A 21,632-nucleotide genomic window follows, 5' to 3' on the forward strand; every position below is an offset into this window, starting at 1 on the left:
TCGTCTGTGACATGGGATCCGGTCCTGTTCCAAGGGTGGTGAACGATTCTCTCAAAAATGAATGGTATTCGCTATTGACATCCAATTGCTTGATTCCTAAAGTAGTTCTCAATCCGCCGATTGGCTGGCGGGCACCAGAGGATTCCACCGATGCAAGCAGCGATCCGCACCCAGGAGCTCAACCCCGCGAAGCTCATGTCCCTCTTTCGCAAGCAGTTCGAGTTGTGCCGGGTCGGCCCCGGGCAGACGGTCGCGATCGTCAGCGACCTCGGGACGCGGCGCGAGTACATCGAGGCCGCCTTCGCGGCGGCACAGGACATCGGCTTCGACATCTACGAGATGTGCGTCAACGCGATCCCCGGATGGACCAGCGTCGGTGTGGCGACCATCGGCAAGTGCAAGGGCACGCTCGAGGCGCTGATGGCGGTCGACATGGTGCTGATCTTCCATGTGCCGCTGTTCTCCAAGTGGCTGCGCGACGTCCAGGCCAAGGGCGTGCGCGTCCAGATGATCATCGACGCACCGGACGATCTCTATCAGCTGCAATCGCCGCCCGGCCTGAAGGAGGCCGTGCTGCATGCGCAGTCGCTGTACCGGAAGACGCGCGAAGTGCGCGTGACGAGCCAGGCCGGGACCGACCTCACGTACCGTTGCGGCGAGTACCCGGTCATGAGCCAGTACGGCATGGCGGACGAGCCGGGCCGTTTCGATCACTGGGGCGTGGGACTGCTGCACACCTTTCCGAACGAGGGCAGCGCCCAGGGCCGCGTGGTGATCGCGCCGGGCGACATCGTGATCCTTCCGTACTGCCGGTATGTGCAGGATGCGATCGAGCTCGAGATCCGCGACGGCCACATCGTGCGCATCGAGGGCGGGCTCGACGCGGCGCTGATGCGCGAGTGGCTGGGTGAAGGCAAGGTCAGCGAGGGCGACCGCGACCCCTACGCACTGTCTCACCTGGGTTGGGGGCTCAATCCGCAGTGCCGCTGGGATTCGCTGGCGCTGCATGGCGATGCGCCCGAGCGCAGCCGCGCTGCGGCGCGCAGCTTCCCGGGCAACTTCCTGTTCTCGACCGGTCCCAACACGCAAGGCGGCGGAAAGCGCACGACGCGCGGCCACTACGACGTGCCGATGCGCAACTGCACCATCGCGCTCGACGGCAACGTCGTGGTGAAGGACGGCCGCGTGGTCGATCCGAAGATGGTCGTCGAGCGCGTGCCACGCTGATGCGCACCGAATCCATTTCCCTGCGGAGCCCCACTTCATGCTGATCGAAGGTCAATTCCCCATCGCGGCGGCGCCGCAGACGCTGCTGGTTCACCTGTTCGACGCGGGCCTGATGGCCTCCTGCCTGCCGGGCTGCGAGCAGCTGGAGGCCATCGACGCGGACCGTTACCGTGCGGTCGTCGTGATCGCGATGGCGGGCATCAAGGCGCGTTTCGATCTGCAGGTGCAGATCACGAAGCGCGACGAGCAGAACGTCTGGGCCCTCACGCGGGGCGACGAGGGCGGCCACGCCAGCAGCCTGCAGGCGGACAGCCGCGTGAGCCTGGAGCCGACGCCCGAGGGCACGCTGGTGCGCTACCGCTCCGAGGTCTCGGTGACCGGCCGCCTCGGCCGCTTCGCGCTGGGCATGATGAAGAAGAAGGCGCAGAGCATGGGCGACGAATTCGCCGCCAACCTGCAGCGCAAGCTCGAGCAGATCGGCGCGGCCTCCCAGGCCGCGACGCCAGCGAGCCACTGAGCATGACGACGCTGCAGGGGCTCTATCGCCCGAAGACCGTCGACGAGGCCACGGCGCTGCTGGCGCAGGACGCCGAGGCCAAGCCGCTGGCCGGCGGCGCCACCCTGGTGGCCATGCTCAACGCGCGCGTGATCGAACCCGCCGCGCTGGTCAGCCTGGCGGACATCGACGAAATCAAGGGCATCACGGTGCAGGACGACGGCCGCGTGCGCATCGGTGCCTTCACGCGCCACCGCGAGACGGCCGACTGCACGCTGGCGCTCGGCAGTGCCAACGTCGTGCCGCACGCGGCCTCGCAGATCGCCAATGCCACGGTGCGCAACATGGGCACGATCGGCGGCTCCATCTCGTTCGCCGATCCGGGGCTGGACTACCCGCCCGCGCTGGTCGCGGCGGGCGCCGTCGTCGAGATCGCTTCCGTGCAAGGCCGGCGCATGGTGCCGGCCGCCGAGTTCTTTGTCGACTGGTACCTGACCGCGCTCGAGCCCGGCGAACTGGTGACGGCGGTGCTGCTGCCCGCGCCCGACCGTGGCGCGGGCGTGTACATCAAGCACGCGCGCGTGGCGGGCGACTACGCCACCGCCTCGGTCGCGGCGTGCCTGCACGGCGACACGAGCATGAGCGTGGCGGTCGGCGCCTGCGGGCCGACCCCGCTGGCCGATCCCGAGGCCAATGCGCTGCTCTCCGCCGATCGCAGCGATGCCGCGATCGCGCGTGCGGCGCAGTGGCTCGTGCAACGCGCCGACCCGCTCGACGATGTCCGTGGCAGCGCGGACTACCGGCTTCTCTTGATTCCCAGGCTTCTGCTGCGCGCGGTGCGCGCCGTGGAAGCCGCTCACCGGAGTGCTGCATGACCCACCCGTCGTCCGTGCCCCTGCAAGGCGTCGTGACCGTGCACGTGAACGGCGAAGCCGCGCAGGTCGGCGCGGCCTTGCACGACACGCTGCTCACCGTGCTGCGCGATCGCCTGCAGCTGACCGCCGCCAAGCGCGGCTGCAACCAGGGCGTCTGCGGTGCCTGCACCGTCAGCGTCGATGGCGTGCCGATGCGAGCCTGCCTGAGCCTGGCGCACAACTGCCAAAGCGCGCAGGTGCACACGCTCGAAGGCTTGCTGGACTGCCCGCACATGCAGGCCCTGCAGGCGGCGTTCGCGAGCACCGGCGCCTTTCAGTGCGGCTTCTGCACGCCGGGCATGCTGGTCAGTGCCCGTTCGCTGCTGCAGCGCGATCCCGACCCTGACGAGCGGGCCATCCGCACCGCGCTGTCGGGCAACCTGTGCCGCTGCACCGGCTACGTGAAGATCGTCGCGGCCGTGCAGGCGGCCGCCCGGTCGCTGCTTGCCGAGGGAGCCGCATCGTGAGCGGCGTGGTCCTCGAAGCGACCGCCGCGGCGGCGGGCGGTGTGGGCCAGGGCATCCCCCAGCTCGAAGCGAACGAGAAGCTCACGGGCAGCGCGCAGTACATCGCGGACATGGTTCGCCCGGGCATGCTCCATGGCGCCATCCTGCAAAGCCATCTGCCGCATGCGCGCATCCGTGGCTACGACCTGAGCGAGGCGCTGGCGCTCCCGGGCGTTCGCGCGATCGTCACCGGGGACGACCTTCCCGATGCCCATCGCATGGGCGCCTTCATCAAGGACGAGCCGGCCTTCGCGAAGGGGAAGGTGCGCTATGTCGGCGAGATCGTGGCGGCCGTGGCGGCCGACACCGAGGCCATCGCGCGGCAGGCCACCCGCCTGATCCGCGTCGACTACGAGGAGCTTCCCGCGGTGCTCGATCCAGCCGAGGCGCTGGCGCCGGGCGCGGCCGTGGTCCATGAGGAAGCGTCCTCCTACGTGAAGGTCTTCGATGCCGGCACCGAGGGCAATCTGTGTTCGCGCACCTCCTTCCGTGCGGGCGACGCCGACAAGGCCTGGGCCGAGTGCGACCTGGTGGTGGAAGGCCGCTACCAGACCCAGGCCCAGGCCCACCTGTCGCTGGAGCCCTGCGGCGCGCTCGCGGAGATCGACGCGACCGGCAGGGTGACCTTGTGGTCGGCCAACCAGTCGGTGTTCCGGGTCCAGGCGAGCGTGTGCGAATCGCTGGGCCTGCCGATGACGCGGCTGCGCTGCCTCACGCCGCGCATCGGCGCAGGCTTCGGCAACAAGATGGAGGCGCACGTGCAGCCCGCCGTCGTGCTGCTCGCGATGAAGGCGCGCAAGCCGGTCAAGCTGATCCTGAGCCGCGAGGAAGACTTCGAGTCGGTGCGCGCCCGCCATCCCGCGACGATCCGCATGAAGACGGGCGTGAAGCGCGACGGCACGATCGTGGCGCGCGAGACGGAACTGCTGCTCGACGGCGGCGCCTATGGCGACGACAGTCCGGGCGTACTCGGCTACGCGCTGCTGATGAACTGCGGCCCGTACCGCATTCCGAACGTGCATGCGCATGGAAGAGTGGCGTACACGAACAAGCTGCGTTTCGGCGCCTTCCGAGGCTTCGGCGTGCCGCAGGTGACCTTCGCGTCGGAGACGCAGCTCGACGAGATCGCGCACCAGCTCGGCATGGATCCGATCGCGCTGCGGCGCCGCAACATGCTGGCCGGCAGCGACCCCTGGTTCGGCGGCCAGCCCATCCTGTCGAACGGACTCGCGCAGTGCATCGACATCGTTGAGAAGGCGTCGGGTTGGCCCAAGGCGTCATCGCAAGGCCTGCCGGACCGCAAGCGCGGGTTCGGCGTGGCGCTGACGGCCCACATCAGCGGACTGCTCGCCTCGGGGGCCATCGTGCGTGTGCTCGAGGACGGCACGGTGCTGCTCAACACGGGGGCGGTCGACATCGGCCAGGGCTCGAACACCGTGCTCACGCAGATGTGCGCGGAAGCGCTCAAGCTGCCGGTGGACCGGGTGGCGATCGCCAGCCCGGACACGGATGGCTCGCCCTACAACTGGGGAACGACCGCCAGTCGCGTGACTTACGTCGCCGGTCGCTCGGTGGTCGGTGCCGCGGCCGAGGTCGAGGGCAAGCTGAAACAGCATGCGGGCGAGATGCTCGAGTGCGCGGTCGAGGACCTCGAGCTGCTGCCCGGCGGCCGGGTCGCGATCAAGGGCGTGGAGCAGCGTTCGGTGAGCTTCGCCGAGATCTCCGGCCGCGCGCATTGGGCGGCGGGCGGGCCGATCATCGGAACGCACAGCTGGGTGTTCGACCAGAAGACCGTGGACCCGAAGCGGGCGGTGGTCGAAGGGCTGCCGTTTCCGCAGATCGGCATCTACAGCTTCAATGCGCTGGTGGTCGAGGTCGAGGTCGACGAGGTGACCGGCAAGGTGCGCGTCGTGAACGCGTGGTCCGCCTGCGACATCGGTCGGGCCATCAATCCGACCATGGCGACGGGCCAGATCGAGGGCGCCTTCGTGCAAGGCATGGGCTACGCGCTCACCGAGGAGATGGTGTGGGACGGGGCGCGACTCGCCAATCCGAGCCTGATGGACTACAAGATCCCGACCTTCGCCGAACTGCCCGACAGCATCCATGCCTACCTCGTCGAGTCGAACGAGCCGAGCGGGCCGTTCGGCGCCAAGAGCGTCGGCGAGATCGGCATCAATGGCGTGGCTGCGGCCATCGCCAACGGCATTGCGCAGGCGACGGGCGTGCGCCTTCACCAGTTGCCGCTGAGCGCCGAGCGGGTGCTCAACGGCTTGCTGGCGAAGGACGGCGAGGAGGGCGCTGCGTGAAGCTCGACCGCTACCCGCCGCAGGAGCCCCTGTCGCCGCTCGGCGCGGCGTACCAGGAGCGCATCCTCGCACTGGGCGAAGGCGTCGCGGGCCACGAGTCGGCCTATGGCGACGACCCGTACCAGACGCTCGCGATCTTCCGTCCGCCGCAGCCCAGCGGCGAGGTGCTGGTCTTCCTCCACGGGGGCGGCTGGACCAGCGGCTACAAGGAATGGATGTACTTCATGGCGCCCGCACTGCTGGCGCAGGGCGTGGTGCTGGTCAGCGCGGGCTACCGGCTCGCGCCGCACCATGTGTTCCCGGCCGGTCTCGATGACGCGGCGGACGCGGTCGCCTGGACCTGGCGCCACATCGGAGCGCACGGCGGCGATCCGCGCCGGATTTTCGTGGGCGGGCATTCCGCGGGCGGCCACTATGCCGCGCTGCTGGCGGTCTCTGCGGCCTGGCGCGCGCTAAGGGCGTTGCCCGCCGACGTGGTCCGCGGCTGCCTGCCGGTCTCCGGTGTCTATCGCTTCGGGCCGGGCAGCGGCCTGTCGGTGCGCCCGCGCTTCCTCGGCACCGGGGACGAAGCGCGCGTCGATGCCGACGCCTCCCCGCTGCACCGGCTGGAGGCTGCGGCCTGCCCGCCGTTCCTGATCACTCACGGCAGCCGCGACTTTCCCCATCTCGTCACGCAGTCGCAGCAGATGGAGGCGGCGCTGCGCGCCGCCGGCGTCCCCGTGCAGATCCAGATCCTCGAAGGAGCAGACCACTTCGAGGCCAGCGTCGCCTGTGGCGAACACCTCTCGGGGTGGCCGGCACTCGCAGCAGCGTGGATGCGGCAGACCGCCGCATCGCCCATCCCGTCGACAGGAGAACGTCAATGAAGAGCCCCACATCGAATCGCAGGTTGGTCATGAGCGGCATCGCCGCGCTCGCCGTGATGGCATCGCTCCCCGCCGCCTTCGCGCAGGCCGACAAGCCGATACGCATCGGCTACTCGATGGCGCGAACCGGCATGCTCGCGAACGCGACGCCCTCGCAGTCCAACACCTACGAATTGTGGAAGGAACAGGTCAATGCGCGCGGCGGCATGGTCGTGGGCGGCCAGAAGCGCAAGGTCGAGTTCGTCACCTATGACGACCAGTCGAAGCCCGAGCAGGCCGTGCGCATCTACGAGAAGCTCATCACCGACGACAAGGTCGACCTGTTGCTGGCGCCCTGGGGCACGCCGTTCCAGATCGCGATCGCGCCGGTGCTGGAGAAGTTCAAGTTCCCGATGGTCGGCAACACCGCGGCGTCGGTCGCGCTGCGCCAGGTCAAGCCGGGCTACATCTGGTTCCCGACCTCGGCGATCCCGGACCGCATCGGCGTCGAGCTCACGGCCATGCTGAAGGCCAACAACGTGAAGACGGCCGTCGTGATCGCCAACGTGCTGCCGTTCACCAAGGAGATCAAGAACTACCTCGAGCCGGAACTGAAGAAGGCCGGCATCGAGGTCAAGTTCTCGACCGAGTATCCGCCGGACATCAAGGACATGACCTCGATCCTCACGCAGGTCAAGCAGGCCAATCCGGATGCCGTGCTCGCGCTCGCGTACCCGGGCGACTCGGTGCTCTACGCCAAGCAGGCCAAGGAGCTCGGCCTGTCGAGTCCGGTGCAGTTCATCGCGATCGGCCCGAGCGACGCCTTCTTCGCCAAGGCGGTCGGCGCCGCGTCGGCCGAGGACGTGATCACGATCGCGCACTGGTCGCCGCGTCCCGAGTGGAAGGGGTCGCAGGCCTTCCACGACGCCTACGTCAAGAAGTTCGGCGAAGACCCGGACTACCTCAATTCGGCGCTCGCCTGGATGTCGCTCGAGATCCTCGAGTCTGCGGTCGCCAAGGGCGGCCTCGACAAGGCGAAGATCCGCGAAGTGATCAGCAAGGACACCTTCGAGACCATCAACGGCCCGGTGCGCTTCGACGGCGTGCAGAACGCGATCACGCCGACGGCCTTCGTGCAGACGCAGAAGGGCAAGCTCCAGATCGTGTGGCCGAAGTCCATCGCGACCGGCCAGTACGAAGCCAAGAAGTCCTGGTAAATGCCGGTCTTCGACGTGCTGTCGTCGGGGCAGCTGCTGTTCGCTGCCCTCGTGACGGGCTCGCTCTACGCGCTGGTCGCGCTGGGCCTGAACCTGGTCTACGGGACCATGCGGATGCTCAACGTCGCGCACGGCGACCTCGTGATGCTCGGCGCCTACGCGGGCTACTGGGCCTTCAGCATCGCGGGGATCTCGCCGCTGGTCGCGGCGCCGGTGGTGGCGGGCCTCGGGGCCTTGCTCGGCTACGCGCTCTACAAGGGTTTGTTCCGCCGCCTGCTGGCCGTGGCACCGGCCGACGCGGGGCGCATGGAGGGCAATTCGCTGCTGCTGTTCTTCGGGCTGTCGATCATCCTGCAGAACGCCGCGGCCATGCTGTTCACGCCCAACAACCGGGCGTACCAGTATCTCGACGAGGTCTGGCGCGTCGGCAATGTCGCGATGACGGGCAACCGCATCGCGGCCCTGGTGGTGGCGGGCGCGACCTGCATCGGTGTCGCGCTGTTCCTCGGCCGCAGCATGGCGGGGCTCGCGATGCGATCGGTGATCGAGCGGCGCGAAGCCGCCTACATCGTCGGGGTCGACGTCGATCGCGTGCAATGGTCCAGCTTCGCGCTCGGCTTCGCGAGCGCCGCGCTGGCCGGCGTGCTGATGTCGATGCTCGAGCAGTTCTCGCCGTTCTCGGGTTTCCCGTTCACGATCGCGGGCTTCATCGTGATCATCCTGGGCGGCCTCGGCAACGTGATGGCGGGGCTGGTGGCGGCGTTGTTGCTGGGCGTGATCGAGACCTACGGCGTGGCCCTGACGTCCGCGAACCTGCGCTCGGTGCTGCTCTACGGCTGCTTCGTCGGCGCGCTGCTGCTCTTTCCCAACGGCCTGCTCGCCAGGCGCTCGACCCGCAAGTGACATGAACAATCTCTGGGGCGATCGCGCCTGGCTGGCCGCTGTGACGATCGGAGTGATCGCGATGTCGGTGCTTCCGTTCGTGGCGAACGACTACCTCGTGGGCACCGGGCTCACGCTGCTGATGTGGCTGGCCCTCACGCAGAGCTGGTGCGTGCTGTCGAAGATGACGGGCTACGTGTCGCTGGGCCACGTGGTCTTCTATGGCCTCGGTGCCTACTTGATGGTGGTGACGTGGCAGCAGCTGCCCTTCGTGCTCGTGATCCTCGCGGCAGGGGTGCTGGCCGCGCTGTTCGCGGCGCTGGTCGGGCTGCCGGTGCTGCGCGTGCGCGGACCCTATTTCGTGATCCTGACCTTCGGCCTCGCGGAACTCGTGAAGTTCAGCATCATGGCGGCCGAGTCCGCGAGCGGCACCGCGAGCCGGATCCTGTTCGGCACGCCGGACCTGGTGGTCGTCTACTTCTCGATGTTCGCGCTGGCGTTGCTGGCAACCGGCTTGCTCACCTGGGTCAGCCGCTCGCGCTTCGGACACGGCCTGCGTTCGCTGCGCGAGAACGAGGAGGCCGCCGAGACGCTGGGTGTTCCGGTGGTGCGCTTCAAGCTGATCGCGTTCGTCCTGTCGGCGGCGATTCCGGGCATGGTCGGTGCGGTCATGGCCTTGCGCTCGACCTACTTCGTGGTCGGCGGCGTCTTCGATCCGATGATCTCGATCACCGTGATCGCGATGGCGATCCTGGGCGGCGGCGACAACGCCAAGGGGCCGGTGCTCGGCGTGGTGTTCCTGTTCCTGATCCAGGAGCTGCTGTGGGCCAACGCGCCGTTGCTCTACATGATCATCCTCGGTGCGATCCTGATCACCTTCGTGCTGCTGCTGCCGAACGGGCTGGTCGGCCTGGCCGGCGCCCGTGCCCGTCGGCGCGAGGCACGCGCAGCGGGAGCCCGGCCATGAGCGCGCTGCTCTCGGTGCGCGGTCTCGGCAAGCGCTTTGGCGGCCTGACGGCGCTCCACGACGTGTCCTTCGATGTGGGCGCCGGCCAGATCGTCGGCGTGATGGGCGCCAACGGCGCCGGCAAGACCACGCTGTTCAGCCTGATCGCCGGCAATTCCCGGCCCTCCGCGGGGGCCATCGAGTTCGACGGCGCGCCGGTGGTCGGCCTTCGGCCCGACCAGATCTGCCGGCTCGGCGTCGCGCGCACGTTCCAGATCGTCAAGCCCTTCCCCTCGCTCACCGTGCTGGAGAACCTGCGCACCGGCGCGATGTTCGGGCACGCGCAACTCCGGCGCCGGGCGGATGCCGATGCCGCGTCGCTGCAGGTGCTCGAAGAGGTGGGCCTCGCGAGCTTCGCCGAGCGGCCCGCGTCGTCGTTGACGCTGTCGGGGCAGAAGCGCCTCGAGATCGCGCGCTGCGTCGCCACCGGCGCCCGGCTCCTGCTGCTGGACGAGGTCATGGCCGGCCTGACGCCGACGGAAGTCGGGCAGATGCTGGCGACCCTGCGCCATCTGCAGGCAACGCGGGGATTGACGCTGCTGGTGATCGAGCACGTCATGCGCGCGCTGATGGAACTGTGCGGCCGCATCGTCGTGCTGCACCACGGCGAACTGATCGCCGAGGGCACGCCGGCGCAGATCGGCGACAACGAGAAGGTGCTGTCGGTGTACTTCGGAGCGCATGCATGAGCAATACGGCGATGCTGGAAGTCGAGGGCCTGGTCACCGGCTACGGTTCGACGCGCGTGGTCCACGGCCTGTCGCTGAAGGTCCGCGAAGGGGGTGTGACCGCGCTGCTCGGCGCGAACGGGGCCGGCAAGACGACGCTGATGAAGACCTTGTGCGGGCTGCTGCCGGTGCAGGGCGGTGCGCTGCGCTTCCTCGGTGAAGACATCGGCCACGCAGCCGCGGACCGCAGGGTCCTGGCGGGCCTGGTCCTGGTGCCCGAGGGACGCATGGTGTTCCCCTCGCTGACCGTGCACGAGAACCTGCGACTCGGCGGCATCAACGTGCGGGCGCGGCCGAGGTGGAAGCACAACGTCGAGCGGGTGTTCGACATCTTCCCGCGCCTGCGCGAGCGCAGTTCGCAGCAGGCCATGACGCTGTCGGGCGGCGAGCAGCAGATGCTCGCGATCGGGCGCGGCCTGATGGCCGAGCCGCGGCTGATGCTGCTGGACGAGCCGACGCTGGGCCTCGCGCCGGTGATGGCGCTCGAGATCTTCGCGCTGGTGCGCCGCCTGACTTCGGAAGGCCTCACGCTGCTGCTGGCCGAGCAGGACGTGCACCGCACGCTGGACGTCGCCACCCATGCCTACGTCGTCGAGAACGGACGGGTCGCCGCCGAAGGGCCGGCCGCCGAGATCGCCGGCGATCCCCGCATCCGCCAAGCCTATCTGGGACTGTGACATGCCCGTGACCTACCGCATTCCCGGCGCTCCCTCGCTGGCCGTCGACCTCGCGGGCCACGGCCCGTTCGCTTTGTTCATGCATGGCATCGGCGGCAATCGAAGCAATTGGCGCGCGCAACTGCCGGCCTTTGCCCCGCACTTCGCCTGCGCCGCCTGGGATGCGCGCGGGTATGGCGGCAGCGAGGACTACGAGGGTGCGCTGGCCTTTGACGATTTCGTCGACGATGTGTTGCGCGTGCTCGATCACTTCGGTGTCGAGCGGGCGCACCTCGTCGGCCTGTCCATGGGCGGGCGCATCGCGATGCGCACCGCGCTGCGGCATCCGGACCGCATCGCGACGCTCACGCTGCTCGATACGCACGAGGGCTTCGAAGCCTTCACGCCCGCGCAGCGCCAGGCCTTCGTCGACAGCCGGCGTGCGCCGCTGCTCGCGGGCAAGGAGCCGGCCGACATCGCCGATGCGGTGGCCCGGTCGCTGGTCGGGCCGAAGGCGACGCCCGCGCAGTTGCAGCAACTGGTGGACAGCATCGCTGCGCTGCACAAGGGGTCGTACATCAAGTCGCTGCAGGCGACCGTCGATCAGGTGGTGCTCGGCGACATTTCGCTGATCGCGGCGCCGGCCCACTTCGTGGTCGGTGCGGACGACCGCCTGACGCCACCGGCCATGCATCACGAGATGGCGGCCAAGATGGGCGGTGCGCCGGTCAGCGTCCTGCCGGACGCCGGGCACCTGAGCAACATCGAGAACGCCGAGGCGTTCAATCAGGCGGCGATCGAATGGCTGACGCCGCGCGCTTCGATGGGCTCCACGCCCGGGCACTGGCCGATCTGAATCAGGCGCGGTCGGCCGGCCGGGATCAGGCGGGCGGTGTCCGCACTGCTCGGGTCCGGCTCGCCGAAGCGGTGTGGGGGCACGAGCGGGCAGTGGCCCGGCAGCGCTACGGGCTGCGCCGGCGGTAGAGGTAGTCCGCAGGCAAGCCCAGCCGGCGGCAGGCCTGGGCCGCCGGGCTCTCGCGCAGCACGATCCTGTCGGCGAAGCTGCCAGCCCAGTGGACGAGGCGCTTTTCGATGGCGCTTGCGCCGTACCTGCTCGTCAGTCCCAGGCACTCGCGCACCCACACCGGCGTGATCTCCACGGCCGCGCGAACCAGCAGCCGCTGCACTGGGCGCAATGGGGCAGCGAGGATGGGAGCGTTGCGCATGATGTCCAGAAATTCGAACACGATGGGTGAGGCCTCCAGGCGCCCGCGCATGCGGTCGAACAATGCACTCACCTCGTCCTGCGAAGTTGGCGCATCGAGGGCGCCGTAGAGCCGGGCCGCCGGGGCACCCTCGAGGTAGAGACGGTCGAACTCGTCCTGCCGCAGCGGACGCACGTACGCATGGTAGGCCTGCACGAATCCGAAGGCGGCCGTCGCCTGCACCCACGTCAACAGGGCGCGATCGTTGGCGGCGTAAGGCTCGCCAGCCGGCGTGTGCCCGGCGACTTCACCGTGCCGGCGTACCACGCCCGCGATCATTTTCTCGGCCACGCTTCGTGCCCCGTAGACAGTCACCATCGCCGCGAGGCCGGTGCGCTGCAGGCGTTGCATCGGCCGCGTGCGAAAGGTGGAGTGCTCCCAGACGCCGGTGCGCACCCGTGGCTCTGCCAGTTCGAGGATCACGGCGGCCACGCCGCCGACGAACATCGCAACCGGGTTCTTGAACACCTGCCACGACATGGAGTCGTGCGGCGCCAATGCCGGCTCTCCGGCCGGCTGGGTGAAGTCCATCGCGGGGGCGCCTGGCGGACGCAGCAGTTCTTGCGCCAGGCTGTCGACCGCGCGCTGGACGAAGGCAGGGAGCGGCAAGGCCGTGGCGGGGTCGTGGGACCGAGAACGCTGCATCGGTTCATTCTGGCCTGCGGCAACGCTTCCACTGTAGGACGGCGGCGGTTCCGGCGCAGTCTTCGCTCGGCGGGCGCCTGACGGAGAAGCGGTTGGCGGACTCGTGTCGACTCGCCCGGGCGAAGGCTTCGTGGCGAGGAGGGCACCGCGATGCTGAAGTGAGTGCCGGCGCCGAAATCATCGATTGAGTGGGGGTGCCAAGTAATTGCGGGTATCACTACTTCGAGTTTTTCCACCGACTGCATCAACTGCTTCCCCTTGGCGATTCATTGTCGGCAGCGAGGTGATCAATGTGCGCTCTGCTTCCTAAGCTCTTCCCGCCCAGAGACCAGACACCAGTCAAGCTCGTGGCTTGGGATCCGATCAACGAGCGGGAGCGACTTCCTCAGCCTGGAGATGTCCGTCTATGTGGTCGTCGGCAAGGACCGCACCGGCGGGTCCCGCGGCTTCGAGAAGACCATGGGCATGCGCCACCGGAGGAGCCGCTGCGTCGTCAGGGGACAATCTGCGCCAGCCCGCGATCCAGCACGGTGACGTTGCGCGCAGACACCCTGCAGCGGAACCGCACGCCCTCCGATTCACCCAGCCACACATCGGTGCGGAGTACGTCGCCCGGATAAACCGGTGCCGAGAATCGCGCGTCGAGGCGTCGTACGCGAGAAGCGTCGCCTCCGGCCGCCATCGTCGCCACCGCATGGCCGGCGATGCCGTAGCTGCAGAGGCCGTGAAGTATGGGTCGCTCGAAACCGGCGAGTCGCGCCACCGCCGGGTCGGCGTGGAGCGGGTTGTCGTCGCCGCTCAACCGGTAGATGAGCGCCGCCTGCTGCGGGATCGCGAAGTCGAGGAAGCGGTCTGGCTCGCGCCTCGGCAGGGGCGGTGCTGCTGGCATGTCGACGGCCGGTCCGCCGAAGCCGCCGTCGGCGCGACAGATGGCGTTGGACCGCAGCACGCAGAGCAATGCGCCGTCGGCGTTGTCGAACAGGTCGCGGCGGGTGTGCAGGTGCGCACCGCGGCCGGGGCCCTTGTCGATGATCTCCTCCACCACCATGCGGCCGGTCACGCTGCCGGACACCGGCAGCGGGCGATGCACGACGAGGCTCTGTTCGCCATGCACCACCGATTGCCAGGCGATGCCGGTGCCGGGATCGCGTTGCCAGAAGCCGGGATGGCCGAGCACCACCGCCATGGTCGGCAGGACCCGCAACCCGTCTTCATAGACATGTTGCAGCTGGTGCGCGTCCATCGGGTTGTTGCCCAAGCCCAGTCCGAGCGCGTAAAGGATGACATCGCGCGGGCCGTAGGTCTGTACCACGTCGGGAAAGACGCGGCTGCGCAGCCGGTCGTAGTCGATCGTCATCGTGTCCCGTTCAGATCGCGTTGCGCTTGCCCCAAACCGGCAAGGGCATGGCGACGGGTTTGATCAGGCCGAAGGGCTCCGGTGCGATGGTGACAATCTTCCGCGCGCGCCACTGATCGTAGGTCGGAAAGGCCCGCGTGTTGCTCTGCGTCGTCGGGTCGAACTTCACGCCCCAGCCCACGATGGTGGAGCCCGCGGGCATGTCGAGGGCGAGCGCGGCCGTGCGGATCTTTTCCGTGTCCATGGCTCCGGCATCCGGCAGGATCCGCTTGAGCAGAAGGTACATCGCGGTGAAGCCCATGCCGGTGTGGGCCGAGGGATCGCGACCGTTGTGCTTCTTGCGGTGCTCCTCGTGGAAGCGCTTGAAGAGCGCCGCCGCCTCCGGCGTGAGACCGGCCGGATTGATGTTCACCGAGGTGCCGGCGTTGAAGACGCCGTTCACGTCGTCCATCAACGCATCGGCGTACTCGCCCACGTTGTGCCCACCGCCGTTGCCGATCACCGCCTTGAAGTTGAGGCCCGCCTCGCGCGACTGTCGCGCGAACAGGATGCAGTCGGGTGTGTACTGGCAGGCGATCAGCACGTCCGGCTGCAATGACTTGTAGCGCTGCACCATCGACGACATGTCGGTCGTCTTGTAGCTGTAGCTCGTCGCGTCCACGACCGTCACGCCCTTCTGGGCGAGCCATCCCTTGGCGCCCTCGGCGATGGCGGTACCGTTGGCCGAGTCCTCCGTGAGCAGCGCCACCTTCATCTTCGGCACTTCGAGTCCGCAGCCCGGCGCGATGGTGTCGGTCACGAAACGCGCCGCGCCGGCGCCCAGCGTGGTCGCCGGGTAGATCATGCGAAACAGGTACTTGAAGCCGCGCTTGGTCACGTCGTCGGCGACGGCACCCTGCTCGAGGTAGATGACCTTGTTCCGCTCGGCGACCTGGCTTGCCGGCAGCGAGATCGAGCTGGCGTATGAGCCGACGATCACTTTCACGCCGTCCTTGCTGATGAGTCGGTTCGCTTGCGACACCGCCTCCGTGGAGCTGGGAACGTCGGCGACCGCGAACTCGACCTGCTGGCCGAACACGCCGCCCTCGGCATTGGCCCATTCCTGCGCGAGCTGGAAGCCGCGGAAGACATCGTTTCCGAGCGTCGCCAGGGGCCCCGACAGCGGCAGAAGCACACCGATCTTCAGGGGTGGCTTCTGCGCGAAGACGGAAGGCGATGCTGCCGCGGCAGCCAGGCCGCCGCCAGCCATGGCAGCGAAGGAACGTCGGGAAATCTTGCTCATGCGGTTGTCTCCTGTTGCGTTTGCGAACCGAGGCCGAGATAGATGCGTTGCACCTCGGGATTTTGGGAAAGCTCGCGGCCGGTGCCGCTCAGCGCTGCGTGGCCGTGCTGGATCACGTAGGCGCGGTCCGCCAGTGCCAGTGCGCGGCCGACGTTCTGCTCGACGATCACCAGCGTGACGCCGGTGTCGCGGATGGCGCGGATGGCGTCGTAGACGACGTCGACCGCGATCGGCGCCAGCCCGAGCGAGACCTCGTCGAGCATCAGCACCTCGGGCATCGCGACGAGCCCGCGTGCGATGGCGCACATCTGCTGCTGGCCGCCCGAGAGCGTGCCGCCAAGCTGCTGCGCCCGCTCCGCGAGGATCGGGAACAGGCGATGCACGTAGTCCAGTCGCTCGGCCATATGCGGCCGGGCGCGTTTGGAGTACGCACCGAGCTCCAGGTTGCGTCGCACGTTCATGCGCTGGAACAGGCGCCGACCCTCGGGCACCAGCACCACGCCGCGCTCGACGATCGCATCGCTCGGCTCGCCGCCGATCGCGACGCCGTCGAGCAGGATGCTGCCGCGCGTGGGCTTCACCAGTCCGGCGATCGTGCGCATGAGCGTCGTCTTGCCGACGCCGTTGGAGCCGACGATCGCAACGACTTCGCCGCGGCGCACGGCCATGCTCATGCCGAACAGGACCTGGGTGTCGCCGTAGCCGGCATCGACGTTCTTCACTTCAAGCATGGGCAGGCTCCATGGCGGTGTCGCCCAGGTAGGCACGGACGACGGCGGGATTGCGCATGACCTCCAGCGGCGCGCCGTCCGCGATCTTCCTGCCCGTGTCCATGACCACGAGCCGATCGCAGATGCCCATCACCGCCTCCATGTTGTGCTCCACGAAGAGCACCGTCGTGCCTTCGCTGCGCACGGCGCGGATCAGGTCGAGCATGGCGCCGACCTCCGAGGAGTTGAGTCCCGCCAGCACCTCGTCGAGCAGCAGCATGCGCGGCGTCGTGGCCAGCGCGCGGCCCACCTCCAGGCGCTTCTTCTCGGCGGTCGTGAGGGATGGCGTCGGCAGGTCGAGTCGCGCGCCCAGCCCGACGCGGCGTGCGACGTCGCTCGCTGCGGCGCGCGCCTCGTCCACGCGGCGCCGGTGCAGCATGCTGCCGGTCATGATGGTTTCGAGCACCGTCATCGAATGGAAGGTCTGCGGAATCTGGAAGGTCCGCGCAAGACCACGCCGGCAGATGCCCGCCGACGACATGCCGGCCAGCGAGTGGCCCTCGAACAGGATGTCGCCGCCGTCCGGTGCGATGGCGCCCGCGACGAGGTTGAAGAGCGTGGTCTTGCCGGCGCCGTTCGGGCCGATCAACCCGAAGATCTCGCCGGCCGTGACCTCGAAGTCCACCGCATCGACGGCGACCAGCCCGCCGAAGCGCTTGGTGAGTTTCCGGACCTGCAGCATCATTCGCCTCCCGCGGGCAGGATGGCCGGACGCCCGGCGGGCTGCCGTCGGCGACGATGCACCCACGCGCGCAGATCCTGCAGACCGCCCACCAGGCCCTGGGGCAGCAGCACCACGATCACCACCAGCATGAGCCCGTAGACCACCAGGTGCGTGCCGGAAGCCGAACTTCCGAACGCCTCCACGAGGAACTCGCGAAAGGGCAGGGCGATCGCAGCGCCGAGCACCGGGCCCGCCAGCGTGCCCACGCCGCCCAGGATCGCCATCAGCGCCAGGTCCACCGAGAAGCTGATGGTGAAGACCGTGCCCGGCTCGATGTACATGACGTACTGCGCCATCAGCGTGCCGCCGATGGAGGTGAGGGCGGCGCTGACCACGAGCGCGAGCAGCTTGTAGCGTCGCACGGGCACGCCCGCGGCGTCGGCGGCCTCTTCGTTGTCGCGGATTGCGCGCAGGTAGAAGCCCGTGTAGCTGCGCGACAGCAGGAAGGCAGCGGCGAGCACGACCGCCAGGTAGCCGCCCGCCAGCCAGACATAGCTGCTGCGGTCCGAGAACACCATGCGGGCCAAGCCCGGGACGAAGTCCACGCTCAGGCCGTAGGGCAGCTCGACGAACTTGCGCGAGTAGATCAGCAGGATGCGCACGGTCTCGCCGAAGGCCAGCGTGGCCATCGCGAAGAAGACGCCGCGCATGCGGAAGGTCGGGAAGGCGATGATCACGACCAGCACGATGCTGAAGACTGCGCCCGCCAGCATTCCCAGCCACGGACTGATGCCCGCATAGTTCAGCAGGATGGTGGAGGTGTAGGCGCCGATGCCGAAGAAGGCCGTGTGGCCGAGCGAGAACTGTCCGGCCATGCCGCCCACGATGTTCCAGGCGGAGGCCAGGCCCGCATAGATCAGCGTGAGGATCAGCAGGTTGAGATAGTGGTCGTTGCTGGGGACCAGCGCGCCAGCGATGACGACGGCCGCCAGCACGCCGGCCCAAGCCGCGTCGCGGCCGCTTGCAATGAGGTAGCGCGACTTCATTTGAGTGCCTCCTTTTCTGCGCCCTTGACGCCGAACAGGCCATGCGGTCGGACCGCGAGCAGCAGGATCAGCAGCACGAAGTGCGTGGCTTCCTTCAGATCGGGGCTGATGAAGCCGGTGATCGATTCCACGACGCCCAGCACCAGGCCACCAATGACCGTGCCCGGAAGACTCGCGAGGCCGCCCAGCACCACCACGACGAAGGCCACCAGCACGAAGAAGGTGCCCACCGACGGAAATGCATAGAAGCTGGGAACGAGAACTGCGCCCGCGATGCCGGTCAGCCCGATCCCGAGACCGAAGGTGATGAGGAAGATGCGACTCGGGTTGACGCCCATCAGCCGGGCGGCCACGATGTCCTGCGAGATCGCCTCGATCGCGCGGCCGAGGAAGGTCGCGCGCATGAAGACCACCACCGCGCCCAGGATGGCCGCGGCGAAGCCGAAGGCCACCAGCCGGTTGCTGCTGATCGTGATGCCGAGCAGGTCGACGGACTCGGCACCGGCCGGCATGACCTGCACTGTCCGGTAGTCGGCGCTCCACAGCAGCAGCGCCAGGTTCTGCAGCGCGATGCCCAGCCCGAGCGTGGCGAATACCTGGGTCATTTCCGGCTTGTAGATGGTGAAGCGCATCAGGCACCAATAGAAGAGCAGGCCGAGGACGAAGAAGGCCGCGCCGATCAGGGGAGCACCGAAGTAGGGGTTGATGCCGGTTCCCCGCATCAGCCAGTAGCCGGCGTACATGCCGAGCATCAGGAATTCGCCGTGCGCGAAATTGACCACCTTCGCCACGCCGAAGATGAGATTGAGCCCGAGTGCGCAGAGGGCGTAGACGCCGCCGAGCAGCACGCCCGAGACGATGAGTTGAATGAGGACCTGCATGGGAAGGGGCTGTCTCCGAGGGGGCGGGTTTTGCCGAGGCGTCTCGAATAAAATAGTTTATAAACTACAGGATGTATTGAATGGGCTGCCCCTGATCCTGTCAAGGGGGCAACACCCGGGGTGCCGCCGGGCATCGATAGCCACGCATTGCAAGAACCCGCACAGCAGTCAACGACAACCTTTCCGAACTTTTCTGCCATGACCATCCAGCGCTCGCTCACCACCACCCGTCCCAGCCCCGAACTCATTGCCGCGGTGCTCGAGGAAGCCGGGATCGATGCCGTGTTCGGCATCTCCGGCGGCCACACCGGCCGCATCTTTGGAGCGCTGGAGAAACGGCAGGACACGATCCGGACCGTGCTGGTGCGCGAGGAGTCGCTGGCCGCCGTCATGGCCGAGGTCTACGGACGCCTCACGCGCAAGCCGGGCGTCGTGCTCGGGCAGGGGCCCTGGGTGCTGGGCAATGGACTGGTCGGCACGATCGAGGCCCGCCTCTCGAGCTCGCCGATGCTGCTGCTGACCGACTTCAGCGACACGCCCCCGTTCGGCCTGCATGCCCCGTACCAGTCGGGCACGGGCGAGTACGGCAACTGGGATGCGCGCCAGGCATTCGGCGGCATCACCAAGCAGGTGTTCGCCGTGCACGACGCGACCGCGGCGGTGCAGGCGACGCAACTCGCCATCAAGCACGCACTCAGCGGCCAGCCCGGACCGGTGGCCGTGATCTACGGACTCGAGGCGCTCACGGGCCATGTCGGCCCCGACTCGCAGCCGCGGCTCTATCCGACGCGCCACTACCTGCCCGTGGCGCTGCCGCCAGCGGCCCCGAAGGCGGTGGAGGGTGCCATCGCCGCGCTGCGTGCGGCGCGCCGCCCGGTGCTGGTCGCCGGCAACGGTGTGCGACTCGCCGCTGCGTACGAGCCGCTGCGCCGCTTCGCCGAGGCTGCCGGCCTGCCGGTGGTGACCACGCCTTCGGGCAAGGGCGTGCTCGCGGAGACGCATCCGCTCGCGCTCGGCGTGTTCGGCACTTTCGGAACCGACGGCGCGAACGCTTGCGTCGGGGAGGCCGACCTGGTCGTCGTCGTGGGATCCAAGCTCACGGCGTCGGACACTGCCCGGGAAAGCCCGTTGCTGCTCGACCCGGAGCGCCAGGCCTTCATCCAGATCGACGTGGAGCCGCGCAATGCGTCGTGGACCTTCCCGGCCGAACATGTGCTGCTGGGCGACGCCGGCACGGTGCTCGACCAGATGCGCGACGCGCTTGCCGGCGCGATGCCCTCGGACGGGATCGAGCGTGTGAAGGGCCACCGAGCGCGCCACGGGCACTTCGACGGCGAAGCGTACCGGTCGGGGGCCAGTCCGCTGATGCCCCAGCGCATCATCGCGGAGCTGCAGCGCCACCTGCCGGAGGATGTGGTGATCACGTGCGACGCGGGCGAGAACCGCATCTTCATGACGCATTGCTACCAGACTCGCTCGGCCGGCGCTTTCCTGCAGGCGGCGGGGGCGGGGCCGATGGGCTTCGGGATTCCCGCAGCGCTCGCGGCAAAGCTGGTGCACCCCGATCGACCGGTGGTCGCGGTGTGCGGCGACGGCGGCTTCGCCATGACGATGAACGGCCTGATGACCGCGGTCGAGCAGGCGCTGCCGATCATCGTGGTGATCTTCAACAACCAGGCGCTCGGCTGGTCGCTCCATTCGCGCGGACCGTTCGCGACCACGCTGGGCGACTTCGACCATGCCGCGATCGCACGCGGCATGGGCTGCGAGGGCATCCGCGTGACCGAAGCGTCCAAGCTCGGTGCCGCCCTGCAGGCCGCGCTCGTGGCCGACCGGCCGACCGTCATCGACGTGCTCACCTCCCTCGAAGTTTCTTTCGAGGACCTGACTTCGGCACTTGCCGCGCCGCCTGCGAGAGCGTCCTCGACTGTCGATGCGCTCCGCGCCCCGATTTCCCGCCACAACCAAGGAGACAAGACATGACATCCCCGATCCGCGAACTGGCCGCCGGGCTGCGCTTTCCCGAAGGGCCCATCGCGATGCCCGATGGTTCCGTGCTGCTGGTGGAGATCGAGGGCAAGACGCTGACGCGGGTCGGCGCCGACGGCCGCGTCGAGCGCATTGCGAAGCTCGCCGGTGGGCCCAACGGCGCGGCGATCGGCCCCGACGGGAAGGTCTACATCTGCAACAACGGCGGCTTCGAGTGGCACGACAGTGCCGAGCACGGCATTCGCCCGATCGGCCAGGCCGAGGACTATGCCGGCGGCTGGATCGAGACAGTCGACCTCCGCAATGGCCGGGTCGAGCGCCTGTACGAGCGAAGCGACGCGGCGCCGCTGCATGGGCCGAACGACCTGGTGTTCGACCGGCACGGCGGCTTCTGGTTCACCGATCACGGCAAGACCCGCCCGCGCGACGTCGATCGCGGCAGTGTCTGCTACGCCAGGGCCGACGGATCGCAGATCCGGGAGCTGATCTTTCCGCTGTGGTCGCCGAACGGCATCGGCCTGTCGGCCGACGAGCGCACGCTCTACGTGGCCGAGACATTCACTGGCCGTGTCTGGGCCTTCGACTTGAGTGCGCCGGGCGAGATCGCGAAGGAGCCCTGGCCGCAATCGCCGAACGGCGGGCGGCTGGTCGTGGGCCTGCCCGGCTACCAGAACCTGGATTCGCTGGCGATCGACAGCGAGGGCAACGTCTGCGTCGCGACCCTGGCGAACGGCGGCATCACGGTGATCGCACCGGACGGCAGCAAGGTCAGCCACGTGCCGACGCCGGACGCGATGACGACCAACATTTGCTTCGGCGGCGCGGCCCTGCGCACCGCCTACATCACGCTGTCGAGCACCGGCAAGCTGGTGGCGATGGACTGGCCGCGGCCGGGGCTGCCGCTGAATTACCTCAACACCTGAAGGCCCGGGCATTGCGCGGGCTCG

Annotated in this window: 21 protein-coding genes; 14 read left to right on the plus strand and 7 right to left on the minus strand. The window is 68.4% G+C overall.

Annotated features, from left to right (window positions below; genetic code table 11):
- Nucleotides 1–150 precede the first annotated feature (150 nt).
- From QTI24_RS24250 to QTI24_RS24305, 12 genes are read left to right on the plus strand one after another with little or no spacing between them, the layout of a single operon-like run.
- Entirely contained in the window at nucleotides 151–1,227 is a 1,077-nt protein-coding gene (locus QTI24_RS24250; RefSeq protein ID WP_286603902.1) for a 2,5-dihydroxypyridine 5,6-dioxygenase NicX family protein, read from the plus strand.
- A gap of 37 nt (nucleotides 1,228–1,264) precedes the next feature.
- Nucleotides 1,265–1,744, plus strand: a complete 480-nt coding sequence (locus QTI24_RS24255) for an SRPBCC family protein (protein ID WP_286603903.1) — start codon at nucleotides 1,265–1,267, stop codon at nucleotides 1,742–1,744.
- Nucleotides 1,745–1,746: 2 nt separating this feature from the next.
- Nucleotides 1,747–2,598 (plus strand): FAD binding domain-containing protein, encoded by an 852-nt coding sequence (locus tag QTI24_RS24260; protein ID WP_286603905.1) that lies wholly within the window; start codon nucleotides 1,747–1,749, stop codon nucleotides 2,596–2,598.
- Nucleotides 2,595–3,104: a (2Fe-2S)-binding protein gene (locus QTI24_RS24265; protein WP_286603906.1), complete on the plus strand. Its 510-nt coding sequence runs from the start codon at nucleotides 2,595–2,597 to the stop codon at nucleotides 3,102–3,104. Before QTI24_RS24260 ends, QTI24_RS24265 begins: the two co-directional genes overlap by 4 nt.
- The gene (locus QTI24_RS24270; RefSeq protein ID WP_286603908.1) at nucleotides 3,101–5,452 is read left to right on the plus strand and encodes a xanthine dehydrogenase family protein molybdopterin-binding subunit; all 2,352 of its coding nucleotides are present in this window, start codon (nucleotides 3,101–3,103) and stop codon (nucleotides 5,450–5,452) included. Before QTI24_RS24265 ends, QTI24_RS24270 begins: the two co-directional genes overlap by 4 nt.
- On the plus strand, nucleotides 5,449–6,318 hold the full coding sequence (locus tag QTI24_RS24275) for an alpha/beta hydrolase (RefSeq protein WP_286603909.1): 870 nt from the start codon (nucleotides 5,449–5,451) through the stop codon (nucleotides 6,316–6,318). The genes QTI24_RS24270 and QTI24_RS24275 overlap by 4 nt, the downstream gene beginning before the upstream one ends.
- Nucleotides 6,315–7,514, plus strand: a complete 1,200-nt coding sequence (locus QTI24_RS24280; RefSeq protein WP_286603910.1) for an amino acid ABC transporter substrate-binding protein — start codon at nucleotides 6,315–6,317, stop codon at nucleotides 7,512–7,514. The genes QTI24_RS24275 and QTI24_RS24280 overlap by 4 nt, the downstream gene beginning before the upstream one ends.
- Nucleotides 7,515–8,417, plus strand: coding sequence for a branched-chain amino acid ABC transporter permease (locus QTI24_RS24285; protein ID WP_286603911.1), 903 nt, complete (start codon nucleotides 7,515–7,517; stop codon nucleotides 8,415–8,417).
- 1 nt (nucleotide 8,418) lies between these two features.
- On the plus strand, nucleotides 8,419–9,363 hold the full coding sequence (locus QTI24_RS24290) for a branched-chain amino acid ABC transporter permease (protein WP_286603913.1): 945 nt from the start codon (nucleotides 8,419–8,421) through the stop codon (nucleotides 9,361–9,363).
- Nucleotides 9,360–10,091 (plus strand): ABC transporter ATP-binding protein, encoded by a 732-nt coding sequence (locus QTI24_RS24295; protein ID WP_286603915.1) that lies wholly within the window; start codon nucleotides 9,360–9,362, stop codon nucleotides 10,089–10,091. Before QTI24_RS24290 ends, QTI24_RS24295 begins: the two co-directional genes overlap by 4 nt.
- Nucleotides 10,088–10,807 (plus strand): ABC transporter ATP-binding protein, encoded by a 720-nt coding sequence (locus QTI24_RS24300; RefSeq protein ID WP_286603916.1) that lies wholly within the window; start codon nucleotides 10,088–10,090, stop codon nucleotides 10,805–10,807. Before QTI24_RS24295 ends, QTI24_RS24300 begins: the two co-directional genes overlap by 4 nt.
- 1 nt (nucleotide 10,808) lies before the next feature.
- Complete coding sequence (locus tag QTI24_RS24305) at nucleotides 10,809–11,642, plus strand: alpha/beta fold hydrolase (protein WP_286603917.1); 834 nt, start codon at nucleotides 10,809–10,811, stop codon at nucleotides 11,640–11,642.
- Nucleotides 11,643–11,748: 106 nt separating this feature from the next.
- On the opposite strand, the gene QTI24_RS24310 is transcribed toward QTI24_RS24305, so the two are convergent.
- The 7 genes from QTI24_RS24310 to QTI24_RS24340 all read right to left on the minus strand — a co-directional run bounded on the left by QTI24_RS24310 (nucleotide 11,749) and on the right by QTI24_RS24340 (nucleotide 18,696).
- A complete protein-coding gene (locus tag QTI24_RS24310; protein WP_286603918.1) occupies nucleotides 11,749–12,696 on the minus strand; it encodes an oxygenase MpaB family protein in 948 nt (315 codons plus the stop codon).
- A 493-nt stretch (nucleotides 12,697–13,189) separates the two neighbouring features.
- Entirely contained in the window at nucleotides 13,190–14,053 is an 864-nt protein-coding gene (locus QTI24_RS24315) for a MaoC/PaaZ C-terminal domain-containing protein (protein WP_286603920.1), read from the minus strand.
- 10 nt (nucleotides 14,054–14,063) lie between these two features.
- Nucleotides 14,064–15,335, minus strand: a complete 1,272-nt coding sequence (locus tag QTI24_RS24320) for an ABC transporter substrate-binding protein (protein ID WP_286603921.1) — start codon at nucleotides 15,333–15,335, stop codon at nucleotides 14,064–14,066.
- Nucleotides 15,332–16,066: an ABC transporter ATP-binding protein gene (locus QTI24_RS24325; RefSeq protein WP_286603922.1), complete on the minus strand. Its 735-nt coding sequence runs from the start codon at nucleotides 16,064–16,066 to the stop codon at nucleotides 15,332–15,334. The genes QTI24_RS24320 and QTI24_RS24325 overlap by 4 nt, the downstream gene beginning before the upstream one ends.
- A complete protein-coding gene (locus QTI24_RS24330; RefSeq protein WP_286603924.1) occupies nucleotides 16,059–16,787 on the minus strand; it encodes an ABC transporter ATP-binding protein in 729 nt (242 codons plus the stop codon). The genes QTI24_RS24325 and QTI24_RS24330 overlap by 8 nt, the downstream gene beginning before the upstream one ends.
- The gene (locus tag QTI24_RS24335) at nucleotides 16,787–17,815 is read right to left on the minus strand and encodes a branched-chain amino acid ABC transporter permease (protein WP_286603926.1); all 1,029 of its coding nucleotides are present in this window, start codon (nucleotides 17,813–17,815) and stop codon (nucleotides 16,787–16,789) included. The genes QTI24_RS24330 and QTI24_RS24335 overlap by 1 nt, the downstream gene beginning before the upstream one ends.
- Nucleotides 17,812–18,696 (minus strand): branched-chain amino acid ABC transporter permease, encoded by an 885-nt coding sequence (locus tag QTI24_RS24340; protein ID WP_286603927.1) that lies wholly within the window; start codon nucleotides 18,694–18,696, stop codon nucleotides 17,812–17,814. The genes QTI24_RS24335 and QTI24_RS24340 overlap by 4 nt, the downstream gene beginning before the upstream one ends.
- 198 nt (nucleotides 18,697–18,894) lie before the next feature.
- Here QTI24_RS24340 and QTI24_RS24345 point away from each other — a divergent pair, with 198 nt between their 5' ends.
- Both QTI24_RS24345 and QTI24_RS24350 read left to right on the plus strand, forming a co-directional pair.
- Nucleotides 18,895–20,679 carry a thiamine pyrophosphate-binding protein gene (locus QTI24_RS24345; protein ID WP_286603928.1) on the plus strand — a complete coding sequence of 595 codons (1,785 nt, stop codon included), beginning with the start codon at nucleotides 18,895–18,897 and terminating at the stop codon, nucleotides 20,677–20,679.
- Complete coding sequence (locus tag QTI24_RS24350) at nucleotides 20,676–21,608, plus strand: SMP-30/gluconolactonase/LRE family protein (protein ID WP_286603929.1); 933 nt, start codon at nucleotides 20,676–20,678, stop codon at nucleotides 21,606–21,608. The genes QTI24_RS24345 and QTI24_RS24350 overlap by 4 nt, the downstream gene beginning before the upstream one ends.
- Nucleotides 21,609–21,632: the final 24 nt, after the last annotated feature.

The sequence above is a fragment of the Variovorax sp. J22P240 genome, assembly GCF_030316855.1.
Taxonomy (GTDB): Bacteria; Pseudomonadota; Gammaproteobacteria; order Burkholderiales; family Burkholderiaceae_C; genus Variovorax.

What these genes read in the sequence shown, in the direction of transcription:
- QTI24_RS24250 (WP_286603902.1), top strand. Translation starts at nt 151, where the DNA reads ATGCAAGCAGCGATCCGCACCCAGGAGCTCAACCCCGCGAAGCTCATG.
- QTI24_RS24255 (WP_286603903.1), top strand. Translation starts at nt 1,265, where the DNA reads ATGCTGATCGAAGGTCAATTCCCCATCGCGGCGGCGCCGCAGACGCTG.
- QTI24_RS24260 (WP_286603905.1), top strand. Translation starts at nt 1,747, where the DNA reads ATGACGACGCTGCAGGGGCTCTATCGCCCGAAGACCGTCGACGAGGCC.
- QTI24_RS24265 (WP_286603906.1), top strand. Translation starts at nt 2,595, where the DNA reads ATGACCCACCCGTCGTCCGTGCCCCTGCAAGGCGTCGTGACCGTGCAC.
- QTI24_RS24280 (WP_286603910.1), top strand. Translation starts at nt 6,315, where the DNA reads ATGAAGAGCCCCACATCGAATCGCAGGTTGGTCATGAGCGGCATCGCC.
- QTI24_RS24285 (WP_286603911.1), top strand. Translation starts at nt 7,515, where the DNA reads ATGCCGGTCTTCGACGTGCTGTCGTCGGGGCAGCTGCTGTTCGCTGCC.
- QTI24_RS24290 (WP_286603913.1), top strand. Translation starts at nt 8,419, where the DNA reads ATGAACAATCTCTGGGGCGATCGCGCCTGGCTGGCCGCTGTGACGATC.
- QTI24_RS24295 (WP_286603915.1), top strand. Translation starts at nt 9,360, where the DNA reads ATGAGCGCGCTGCTCTCGGTGCGCGGTCTCGGCAAGCGCTTTGGCGGC.
- QTI24_RS24300 (WP_286603916.1), top strand. Translation starts at nt 10,088, where the DNA reads ATGAGCAATACGGCGATGCTGGAAGTCGAGGGCCTGGTCACCGGCTAC.
- QTI24_RS24305 (WP_286603917.1), top strand. Translation starts at nt 10,809, where the DNA reads ATGCCCGTGACCTACCGCATTCCCGGCGCTCCCTCGCTGGCCGTCGAC.
- QTI24_RS24310 (WP_286603918.1), bottom strand. Translation starts at nt 12,696, where the DNA reads ATGCAGCGTTCTCGGTCCCACGACCCCGCCACGGCCTTGCCGCTCCCT.
- QTI24_RS24315 (WP_286603920.1), bottom strand. Translation starts at nt 14,053, where the DNA reads ATGACGATCGACTACGACCGGCTGCGCAGCCGCGTCTTTCCCGACGTG.
- QTI24_RS24320 (WP_286603921.1), bottom strand. Translation starts at nt 15,335, where the DNA reads ATGAGCAAGATTTCCCGACGTTCCTTCGCTGCCATGGCTGGCGGCGGC.
- QTI24_RS24325 (WP_286603922.1), bottom strand. Translation starts at nt 16,066, where the DNA reads ATGCTTGAAGTGAAGAACGTCGATGCCGGCTACGGCGACACCCAGGTC.
- QTI24_RS24330 (WP_286603924.1), bottom strand. Translation starts at nt 16,787, where the DNA reads ATGCTGCAGGTCCGGAAACTCACCAAGCGCTTCGGCGGGCTGGTCGCC.
- QTI24_RS24335 (WP_286603926.1), bottom strand. Translation starts at nt 17,815, where the DNA reads ATGAAGTCGCGCTACCTCATTGCAAGCGGCCGCGACGCGGCTTGGGCC.
- QTI24_RS24340 (WP_286603927.1), bottom strand. Translation starts at nt 18,696, where the DNA reads ATGCAGGTCCTCATTCAACTCATCGTCTCGGGCGTGCTGCTCGGCGGC.
- QTI24_RS24345 (WP_286603928.1), top strand. Translation starts at nt 18,895, where the DNA reads ATGACCATCCAGCGCTCGCTCACCACCACCCGTCCCAGCCCCGAACTC.
- QTI24_RS24350 (WP_286603929.1), top strand. Translation starts at nt 20,676, where the DNA reads ATGACATCCCCGATCCGCGAACTGGCCGCCGGGCTGCGCTTTCCCGAA.